General features: G+C 63.6%; 10 protein-coding genes. 7 read left to right on the top strand and 3 right to left on the bottom strand.

Annotation, left to right across the window (positions count from 1 at the left end):
- Positions 1-98, top strand: a 98-nt coding sequence (locus tag QZ609_RS21100; protein ID WP_295499139.1) for a hypothetical protein, incomplete at its 5' end; no start/stop codon positions are given.
- A gap of 2 nt (positions 99-100) precedes the next feature.
- Here the strand turns inward: QZ609_RS21100 and QZ609_RS21095 are convergent.
- Complete coding sequence (locus QZ609_RS21095; RefSeq protein ID WP_167351968.1) at positions 101-397, bottom strand: hypothetical protein; 297 nt, start codon at positions 395-397, stop codon at positions 101-103.
- Position 398: 1 nt separating this feature from the next.
- Between QZ609_RS21095 and QZ609_RS21090 the strand changes: the two genes are divergently transcribed.
- Both QZ609_RS21090 and QZ609_RS21085 read left to right on the top strand, forming a co-directional pair.
- On the top strand, positions 399-1,655 hold the full coding sequence (locus tag QZ609_RS21090; RefSeq protein WP_024569797.1) for a tyrosine-type recombinase/integrase: 1,257 nt from the start codon (positions 399-401) through the stop codon (positions 1,653-1,655).
- Between the two features lie 177 nt (positions 1,656-1,832).
- Positions 1,833-2,357 (top strand): AlpA family transcriptional regulator, encoded by a 525-nt coding sequence (locus tag QZ609_RS21085; protein WP_017514569.1) that lies wholly within the window; start codon positions 1,833-1,835, stop codon positions 2,355-2,357.
- A 15-nt stretch (positions 2,358-2,372) separates the two neighbouring features.
- Here QZ609_RS21085 and QZ609_RS21080 read toward each other — a convergent pair whose 3' ends face one another.
- Positions 2,373-2,759 carry an AlpA family transcriptional regulator gene (locus QZ609_RS21080; RefSeq protein ID WP_017514570.1) on the bottom strand — a complete coding sequence of 129 codons (387 nt, stop codon included), beginning with the start codon at positions 2,757-2,759 and terminating at the stop codon, positions 2,373-2,375.
- A gap of 141 nt (positions 2,760-2,900) precedes the next feature.
- On the opposite strand from QZ609_RS21080, the gene QZ609_RS21075 reads away from it, so the two are divergent.
- The gene (locus QZ609_RS21075; RefSeq protein ID WP_017514571.1) at positions 2,901-3,839 is read left to right on the top strand and encodes a hypothetical protein; all 939 of its coding nucleotides are present in this window, start codon (positions 2,901-2,903) and stop codon (positions 3,837-3,839) included.
- A 174-nt stretch (positions 3,840-4,013) separates the two neighbouring features.
- On the top strand, positions 4,014-4,190 hold the full coding sequence (locus tag QZ609_RS21070) for a hypothetical protein (protein ID WP_017514572.1): 177 nt from the start codon (positions 4,014-4,016) through the stop codon (positions 4,188-4,190).
- Positions 4,191-4,269: 79 nt separating this feature from the next.
- On the opposite strand, the gene QZ609_RS21065 is transcribed toward QZ609_RS21070, so the two are convergent.
- Complete coding sequence (locus tag QZ609_RS21065) at positions 4,270-5,196, bottom strand: hypothetical protein (RefSeq protein WP_017514573.1); 927 nt, start codon at positions 5,194-5,196, stop codon at positions 4,270-4,272.
- 680 nt (positions 5,197-5,876) lie between these two features.
- Here QZ609_RS21065 and QZ609_RS21060 point away from each other — a divergent pair.
- Positions 5,877-6,701 (top strand): DUF932 domain-containing protein, encoded by an 825-nt coding sequence (locus tag QZ609_RS21060; protein WP_017514202.1) that lies wholly within the window; start codon positions 5,877-5,879, stop codon positions 6,699-6,701.
- Between the two features lie 79 nt (positions 6,702-6,780).
- The gene (locus QZ609_RS21055; protein ID WP_017514201.1) at positions 6,781-8,829 is read left to right on the top strand and encodes a ParB/RepB/Spo0J family partition protein; all 2,049 of its coding nucleotides are present in this window, start codon (positions 6,781-6,783) and stop codon (positions 8,827-8,829) included.
- Positions 8,830-8,893 lie beyond the last annotated feature (64 nt).

Genomic DNA, 8,893 nt, shown 5'->3' with positions numbered 1-8,893 from the left:
GTCGGGTGTCGAACCGCATCATCAATGAAGTGCGTGGCTTGAACCGGGTGGTGTACGACGTGTCGGGCAAGCCGCCGGCGACGATTGAGTGGGAGTGAAATCAGGTCCTTCGGGGACTATCGCCAGCTATCGAAAAACAGCCATAACGTGTTGATTTAGAAAGAAATACGTCGCGGCGGCTATCGGTGTCAATCGCCGGCCAGCAGAAAAAGTTGGCGGTACAGCTGACGGTAGAAATCGAGGCCGGATTGATACCCTCCCATTCACTATTCAGACTTTTACCGTCTTTGACGGTAAAAATCTTCTCGGAGAAGCTTGTTTTATGCGGCTTTCCGGGCATCAGTGGGTCTCCTGATCCTTGACGGTAAAAGCCGTCAAAAAACAGGAGGAAATGCACGATGCTTACCGACGCTGCACTGCGTAATTTGAAGCCTAAGTCACGGATTTATAAGGCTTCTGACCGTGATGGGATGTACGTGACGGTATCGACCGCCGGTACCGTCACCTTCCGCTATGACTACCGTCTTAACGGACGCCGGGAGACCCTAACCCTCGGGCGCTACGGCCCTGACGGTATTTCACTGGCGATGGCGCGCGAACTGCTTTTGGACGCGCGGAAAGCCGTTCTCAAGGGCATCTCGCCCGCCATTGAAAAGCAACGCGAGAAGCGCCGCGTGGTCGCCATCAAGACCTTCGGCGCGGCGATGGACGCCTGGCTGGCCCACGCGAAATTGGCCGACAGCACCCGCGCCATGCGCAAGCACATCATCGACCGGGACATCCTGCCGGTCTTCCAGAACCGTCTGCTGATCGAAATTGAGCCTGAAGACTTGCGGGCCTTGTGCAACAAGGTCAAGGAGCGGGGGGCGCCAGCCACCGCAGTTCAGATCCGGGACATCGTGAAGCAGGTCTATGTCTACGCCATCGCCCACGGTGAAAAGGTGGAGAACCCCGCCAACAGCGTGGGGGCGGCGTCGATCGCCACCTTCGTGCCGAAGGATCGCGCCTTGTCGCCGCTGGAAATCCGGCTGATGGTGCAGCAGATGGAATCGGTGGCCACCTATCCGACCATTAAGCTGGCGCTGCGCTTGATTCTGCTGACGCTGGTGCGCAAGAGCGAACTGATTCACGCCACCTGGGATGAGGTCAATTTCGAGAACGCGACGTGGACGATCCCTAAGGAGCGGATGAAAGGACGCAACCCGCATGTGGTCTATCTGTCGCGTCAGGCGCTGGGCATCTTCGTCACGCTGCACGCCTGCGCGGCAGGCTCACGATTCGTTTTTCCCTCGCGTTACGACGCAGAGCGCTGCATGTCCAATGCGACCTTGAATCGGGTCACGCAGCTCGTGGCGGACGCCGCAAAAAGCAAAGGGCTACCGCTGCAGCCATTCACCGTGCACGACCTGCGCCGTACCGGGTCGACCCTGTTGAACGAGATCGGCTTTAACCGCGACTGGATCGAGAAGTGCCTGGCGCACGAAGACGGACGCTCGTCGCGCTCGATCTACAACAAGGCCGAATACGCCGAGCAACGGCGCCACATGCTGCAAGAGTGGTCCAACCTGGTCGACGCCTGGGGTAGCGGGCAGACCTACGTGCCCAAGTTGATGCCGGCGAACGTGACGGTGCCGATGTTGAGCGCCATAGCCTAATGTAAGGGCATGGTTGTCACTTGACAACCATGCCCTTCCTGTCCATAGTCATGGTTGCTGATGGCCGTCTCGCTCATGGGAGGCAAGACGTTGAAGACGCTCGCGGGCGAGCCGAGCGTGTGGCTCGCCCATCCAGGTGGGCGTCCGCCGCGCCCGACAGGGCCAAGGACGAGAGCGATGGAATACACCTTTACCCTGAAGTACCAGCTTGCGGACGACGACAGCGACACCGATGCGCTGGTCGAGCGCTTGGGCGAGACCGGTTGCGACGACGCCTTGATCGGCATCGGGCAGCCGGGACGCATGGCGCTGGAATTCACCCGCGAGGCGACCGATGCCGGGGCGGCCGTGCGCAGCGCGCTGGCAGACGTGCGGCACGCTGTGCCTTCGGCACAGTTGATCGAAGTCGCGCCGGACCTGGTTGGACTGACCGACGTGGCCGATATTGTGGGTGTGTCGCGGCAGAACATGCGCAAGCTGATGTTGGCCCACCCGGGCAGCTTTCCGGCGCCGGTGCATGAGGGCAGCGCATCGATCTGGCACTTGGCGGACGTGCTGGCCTGGCTGCAGGCCAAGGGCACGTATTCGCTGGCCTTGGACGTGCTGGACGTGGCGCGGGTGGCGCTGCAGGTCAACGTGGCAAAGGAGGGCCGACGGCTGACGCGGTCAGTGTCCAGGGAACTGGGAGCGTTGGTGAGCTAAGGGCCGCTCCGCGCTTCATTCCTGGCGAGAGGCCGCTCGCACAGGGCGGGTTTTTCGTAGACGGACATCGGGTTTCGAGACGCCGCCGCGCGGCGCTTGCTTGCGGGCCTCGACCCACGCTTCCACCTCGGCCAGGTCCCACACGACACAGCGCGGCGTCAGGTTGAAGCGACGCGGAAACTCGCCACGGCGCTCCATCTCGTAGATCGTAGTCTCGGCCAGCGGAACGATCTGCCGCAGTTCCTGGCGGCGAATCGTGCGACGAAACGGCAAGGTGTTGCGCTTGGGAAACTGGGGCAGTTCCTCGTAGGCGGCCGTGCCGGGGAGGGGTAGGGAGGCAGCTCGCGGTAGTCCTTCGGCACCGTCGTCCCTATTGATTTTTTGCAGCGGGCTATTCTCCATGTCGAACTCCGTGAGTGTTCGGCGTCGAAAGGTTTGCCGCCGCACGGAGTAATGGTGGCTTTCATTGGCTATCGGGGGAACTCGCTACGGCGTAGTGCGGCGTAGTGAAGGACGTGTAGTCACAAAGAAAAGGAAAAAGGCATGGCGACAGTGACGGTTTCTCCCATTCACTTCGAGGACTACAGCGGCCTTCAGTTCGAGCGCCTGGTCTTTGCGTATCACGTGCGCGCCGGCTGGCACGACTTGGTCTGGCGCGGGCAATCCGGTGGAGACCAAGGACGGGACATCTCGGGCACCGAGCCGTTTGATGACCGGCCAGCACGCAAAACCATCATCCAATGCGCGAACCGGGACACGCTGACCCTGGCGAAGGCCAAGAGCGACATGAGCAAGGCGGTCAAGGCCATCGGCGGGGTGCCGGATGCCTTCAAGTTCGTCTGCCGTGGCGCCGTGTCGGACACCGCCCGAACGCGGATCGAGCAGGCCGCAGCGTCCCTGGGCGTTGCGCACGTGACGATATGGTCGGGCGTGGAGTTCGAGGAAAACCTGCGCCTTCGCGCCGAATACCTGCTGCGCCGTTTTGTCCAGGGCATCGAATTTCCCGATGCCGAAACGGCGATCCGTGCGTTCGTGGACGACTTTCCCGAATTGACGGATGCCGATGCGCTGCAATTGATGGCGGCCGTGTTCGATCGTCCCGCCTTTCGCACGCCATTCCATCAGGAAAGCTCCCTGCCTGCTTTTCAGCAGGCCATCGAAGACACTATAGGCGCGCTGAACACCGGCGTGTGGCGGACACGCGAAGGCGACGAGATCCGGCGCATCCCATCGATCCATCATCTTCGCGATCGACGCATCCGCGCCGTATTGAACAAGGTCGTTCGTCAGGTCGATGCGCTGCGGCGCATCTTCGTGACTCGCCTCAAGGAAGGGGAGATCAAACACTGCGGCTGCGGTCAGCCGGATTGTCCGACGTACACGCTCACCCATCGCGCCGCTGGCGAACTGGATGCGGCCAGGCAGAGCATCCTGACGACGTTTCGATCGGTGTACGCGCCCTTCGATGTCAGTCTTGAGTAGCCTTAGGCGTCATTCTGACGGGCGGGGGTGATGCTGATGCTGGATGCAGGTGCATCAGCTAGATATTTGAGCCTTTTGGCATGACGGCACGTACCGCCTCCAGTGCCCTGGCATGGGATTGCTGGTGCTGTACCCATTGACCTTCTTGTTCAACGCCCTCATGCGGTGACGACGATGCCGGACTGGCTGCAGGTCATCGTGCGCGTCAATGCGATATTGCACCGGGTCTCCGCCGTGCCGAAGCTGGCGGACGTCATTGCCATCGGCGTCGATTTCTGGCTGACCTCGCTGGGCGCGGTCGTCATCGCCGCGATCTTTGCCCCGCTGACCTTGTACGCCGACATGCGGTAAGGCAACGGCTAACGGTCGGTGTCCTCGCGGACGCCTGGGTCGCGCATCCCACTTCCGTGGGATGCGCGTGCTTGCGTCGTTACCGCGGCCAGTCGTCGCTACGCAAGTTCTCGAAGAAGCTCGGGCCGACCTCGATACGCAGCGAGCCGTGGCGCCGCAGGATCTTCTGCGCGATCTCGGGCGAGGCGGCGTCCGTGAAATCCAGCAGATAGCTGTAGATCATCTCGCCGCTATTGCCGTCTCGCGGCTCGGCCTCGACATCGACCAGGTCGCCGACCTCGTGCAGCTCCAGGCCGAGCAACTCCGCGTAGGCCTGCGACGTGCTGCGCACCGGCGGCCCGTCTTCGTGGTCGTCGTCGCCCCAGTCGGTATCCAGATCAGCCTTGGTGACCTGGCAATCCACCGATCCAAAACAGTGCTGGCCCAGGCGCACCACGCTCAGCACGCCCTCCACGTTCACGATGTGGCCCGCGTAGGGCCGCTCGGTGTCGATTCCCAGGCCTACGTGCCCGGCCAGTTCGATATCGAGCGCACCGCCCACGGCGACGTCATCGAACGCGACCTCGAAATCGAAATACACCTCGTCGATGCCGTCGTAGTTGGCATTGGCCATTTCGCTATTCACGTCACTATCTTCCGTGACCGTTTGATCCACATGCTGCCGCAGAAAATCCTCGAAGGCGGCGTAGGACGCGTGGAGGCGGATATGCGGCGCGCGCTCGCCGAAGGCGGTATCGAGCAACGCGTGCAGTTGGTCGGGCGTGGTCGCCACGCCAAGCTCCGACGCACGCTGATCGAGCCGGTCGACGTCGAGTACGACGTGGTGGACATCGGCCAGATGCGCCGGTTCCTGTGAAGTCGCTTGTGCAGCCTGGTAGGCGGCAAAGGTCTTGTAGCCCAGCGCCGCCACGACCAACTGCTGCGAATGCCCGAGGGGCACGGATGGCCCTTGAGCAGCGCTGTTCTTGCGAACGGAATGGGCAAGGTCGGAAATGCCGATCGACATACGATTCTCCTGATCTCAGCGTGGCCAATCGAGCGATTACTTGGCCGACGCCCAGGCGATATCGCATGGTGGTGGCAAGAAGATGAGGAAAAGCAGTTTCAGCAGTCTTGATTGAGCCGCTCGAAGCTCAGGCGGACGAGGCCTTGACCTCCATTTTCCGCGAAAAAGGATCTGGCGGCAAGCACGTGGCGACATCGAGCTGATGGGCGTCCCCGGCGTTGCCGGTCGCGCTGTCGTGCTGCGCATCGAGCCGCCTGCGGCGTCTCGGCCCCTGCGGGCTTCCATCGCTGACGCCTACGGCCCGGATTCTCGATCCGGGCCTGCGCGCTTCGCTTGCGTGCGGTCGGCACACAGGGATGGCCGTTGCCTAGGTCACCGTCTTTCCTGACCTCATCACCTTGTCCGCGACTGTAGCCCGCGGCCGTGTGCCGTCAAGGCGCGCAGGGCCGTGTCCTCGGCTGCGCCTGCGGGCCGCACCAACCCTGCGCTTGTCTCCTTGACGGCCCCCGTCCGCGCGCTCCTGACCGTCGCGGGCGATGAACTCAGAAAAGACGGTGGCAACGAGGCCAACCGGGTTCGTCGTGCCGACCGCACCGAACAGCCGAAAGGCTGGGCTCCGAATCTAGAAATCCGGTGTGCGGTGAAAGCCAACCCTTCTTTCTTTGTCAGGAGAAATCACCATGCAACTCGCCTCTCGCTTCGCTTCCCGTTCGCCGGTGCTGCGTTCGGAACGCCCCTTGTCCGATGACCAAATCCGCGCCGTGGCCCCGTCCATCTTCGCGGACGCCCCGCACGAAAGCCGTTCGCAGCGGTACAGCTATATCCCCACCGCCAGCGTGCTGCAAGAGCTGCGCGGGGAGGGCTTCGAGCCCTTCATGGTGTGCCAGACCCGCGTGCGCGCCGACGACCGCCGTGACTACACCAAGCACATGATCCGGCTGCGCCATGCCAGCCAGATCAACGGCCGCGAGGCCAACGAAATCATCCTGCTGAACTCCCACGACGGCACGAGCAGCTATCAGATGCTCGCCGGCATGTTCCGCTTTGTGTGCCAGAACGGCCTCGTTTGTGGCGACACCGTGGCGGACGTGCGCGTACCCCACAAAGGCGATGTGGCCGCGCAGGTCATTGAAGGCGCTTACGAAGTCCTGCGCGGCTTCGACCGAGCGCAGGAATCCCGCGATGCCATGCAGGCAATCACGCTGGATGCAGGGGAATCGGAAGTCTTCGCCCGCGCTGCGCTGGCGTTGAAGTACGACGAGGACAAGCCCGCGCCCATCACGGAATCGCAAATCCTGATGCCGCGCCGTCACGACGACAGCCGCCGCGACTTGTGGAGCGTGTTCAACCGCACGCAAGAAAACCTCATCAAAGGCGGCCTGTCCGCCCGTGCCGCGAATGGTCGCCGCCAGACCACTCGCCCGGTGCAAGGCATCGACAACGGCATCCGCCTCAATCGCGCCTTGTGGCTGCTGGCCGATGGCCTGCGCCAGTTGAAAGCCTGAATCCCAACGCGGCAGGGGCAGGCAGCAGCCCTTGCCGCTTCTTTCGCTGCTGCATCCCTAACCGCAAGGAGTTATCACCATGAACGCCGTTCTCAAAACCGAAGCCTCCGCCGTTGAAGCCGTCACGCCGCTGGAAGTGGCCGACCCGACCAAGAACCTGATTCTGGTTCCGCTGTCGCAACTGTTGCCGCGCCGCTCCAAGCGCAACGTCCGCACGACTCCGCGCCAGTCCATCCCTGAACTGGCTGCGAGCATCGCCCGCGTCGGCCTGCTGCAAAACCTCATCGTGATTGCCGCCGCAGATGGTGAGCATTACGAAGTCGTGGCGGGCGACCGCCGCCTGACCGCGTTGAAGCTGCTGGCGAAGAAGAAGCGCATCGCCGCCGACTACGAAGTGCCGTGCCTGCTGGTGGCCGATGCGTCCGCCCGTACCGTGAGCCTCGCGGAAAACGTGCAGCGCGAGAACATGCACCCCGCCGATCAGTTCGCGGCTTTTGCCGCACTGGTCAAGGAAGGCCGACCCATCGAGGACATTGCCGCTGACTTCGGCGTGACCCCGCTGGTGGTGCAGCGCCGCTTGAAGCTGGCAAACGTCTCGCCGCGCCTGCTGGTCGATTACCGCGCCGGCACCGCAACGCTGGAACAGTTGATGGCCTTGACCGTCACCGACGACCACGCCGCGCAGGAAGCCGCGTACTACGGTGCGCCGGAATGGCAGCGCGGCGCGTCCGCTCTGCGCGAACGCCTGACCGAGCGCGAAATCAATGCCGCGCATCCGTTGGTGCGTTTCGCCGGGCTGGAGACCTACACGGCGGCAGGCGGCGGCACCCGCCGCGACCTGTTCGCCGAAGGCGATACCGGAACCTACCTGACCGACGCCGCACTGCTGGAAACGTTGGTGCGCGGCAAACTGGACGCGCTGGCCGAGGGCGTGCGTGCCGAAGGCTGGGCGTGGGTGGATGCTACGCCGCACATCAGTTCCGCCGACCGGCAGGCATTCCAGAACGCGCCGCGCCAGCGCCGCGAGCCGACCGCCCGCGAAGCCCGCCGCTTCGCCTCGCTGCAAACCCGCCTCGAAAAAATCGACGCCGAACTGGAAGACGCTTACGACGCCGAGGACGAGGACAAGGCGGCAACGCTGGAAGAACGCCGCGAACACGTGGCCGGGGAACTGCAAACCATCGAAGAAGCCTTGCAAAGCTACGCCCCGGACGTGCGCGCCGTGGCCGGTTCCATCGTCACGCTCGACCGCGAGGGCGAAGCCGTGATTCATCGCGGCCTGCTGCGCGAGGCCGAGGCCAAGGCACTGCGCACGCTGGAAAAGCTGCGGCAGGGATTCGTCGGGGAAAGCGCGAACGACGACGAAGGCGACGAACCCGAAGCGCCCAAGACCGCCAGCGTGTCCGATCGGCTGGCGCAGCGGTTGAGCGCCCACCGCACGGCGGCGTTGCAAGTCGAAGTCGCCCGGCATCCGCTGGTGGCACTGGCTGCGCTGGTGCATGGCATGGTGCAAACCGTGCTGCAAGACCGCTACCACGGACATGACTTGCCGCTTGGCGTCAGCCTGAAAGTGCAAGACCGGCTGGAAAGCCTTGCCCCGGACGTGTCGGAATCGCCCGCCGCCGTAGCATTGCGCACCTTGCAGGAAGTCGCGGGCGCAACCTTGCCGGAGGAAAGCGCCGAACTGTTCGCCGTGTTGCTGACGAAGTCGCAAGATGAACTGGTGCGCCTGCTTGCCGTGTGCGTGGCTTCCACGGTGGACGTGGTGACGCCTCGCGCTGCGCAGCACCAGCCCGGCGCGGAACTGGCGCGGGCAGTGGAGTTGGACATGGCCGCATGGTGGAAGCCGACCGCCGAGGGCTATTTCCAGCACGTCCCCAAGGCCGTGATTCTGGAAGCCGTAAACCAGTACGCCCCGGCGCATGTCACCCGCCTGTCAAAGTTGAAAAAAGGCGACATTGCCAGCGAAGCGGAACGGCTGGCGGATGGTACGGGTTGGATGCCCGCCGTATTCCAGACCGGCCATCACACCGAGCCGGAAGGCGTGCCGGTGGTGGTGGACGAGGCCGACGCCGACGCGCCGGAAGATGCCACCAGCGAGGAGGAAGCGCACGCACTGGCCGCGTGAAGTAGTCGCATAGCCCCGGCGCACAGCGCCGGGGCTATCACCCGAACCGGGCGCGGCAGTGGCC

The sequence above is a fragment of the uncultured Ralstonia sp. genome (assembly GCA_913056305.1).
Lineage (GTDB): Bacteria > Pseudomonadota > Gammaproteobacteria > Burkholderiales > Burkholderiaceae > Ralstonia.
This window is presented reverse-complemented; position numbering and strand designations above follow the sequence as displayed.

Coding starts and splice junctions, on each gene's coding strand:
- QZ609_RS21090 (WP_024569797.1), top strand. CDS start 399: ATGCTTACCGACGCTGCACTGCGTAATTTGAAGCCTAAGTCACGGATT.
- QZ609_RS21085 (WP_017514569.1), top strand. CDS start 1,833: ATGGAATACACCTTTACCCTGAAGTACCAGCTTGCGGACGACGACAGC.
- QZ609_RS21080 (WP_017514570.1), bottom strand. CDS start 2,759: ATGGAGAATAGCCCGCTGCAAAAAATCAATAGGGACGACGGTGCCGAA.
- QZ609_RS21075 (WP_017514571.1), top strand. CDS start 2,901: ATGGCGACAGTGACGGTTTCTCCCATTCACTTCGAGGACTACAGCGGC.
- QZ609_RS21070 (WP_017514572.1), top strand. CDS start 4,014: ATGCCGGACTGGCTGCAGGTCATCGTGCGCGTCAATGCGATATTGCAC.
- QZ609_RS21065 (WP_017514573.1), bottom strand. CDS start 5,196: ATGTCGATCGGCATTTCCGACCTTGCCCATTCCGTTCGCAAGAACAGC.
- QZ609_RS21060 (WP_017514202.1), top strand. CDS start 5,877: ATGCAACTCGCCTCTCGCTTCGCTTCCCGTTCGCCGGTGCTGCGTTCG.
- QZ609_RS21055 (WP_017514201.1), top strand. CDS start 6,781: ATGAACGCCGTTCTCAAAACCGAAGCCTCCGCCGTTGAAGCCGTCACG.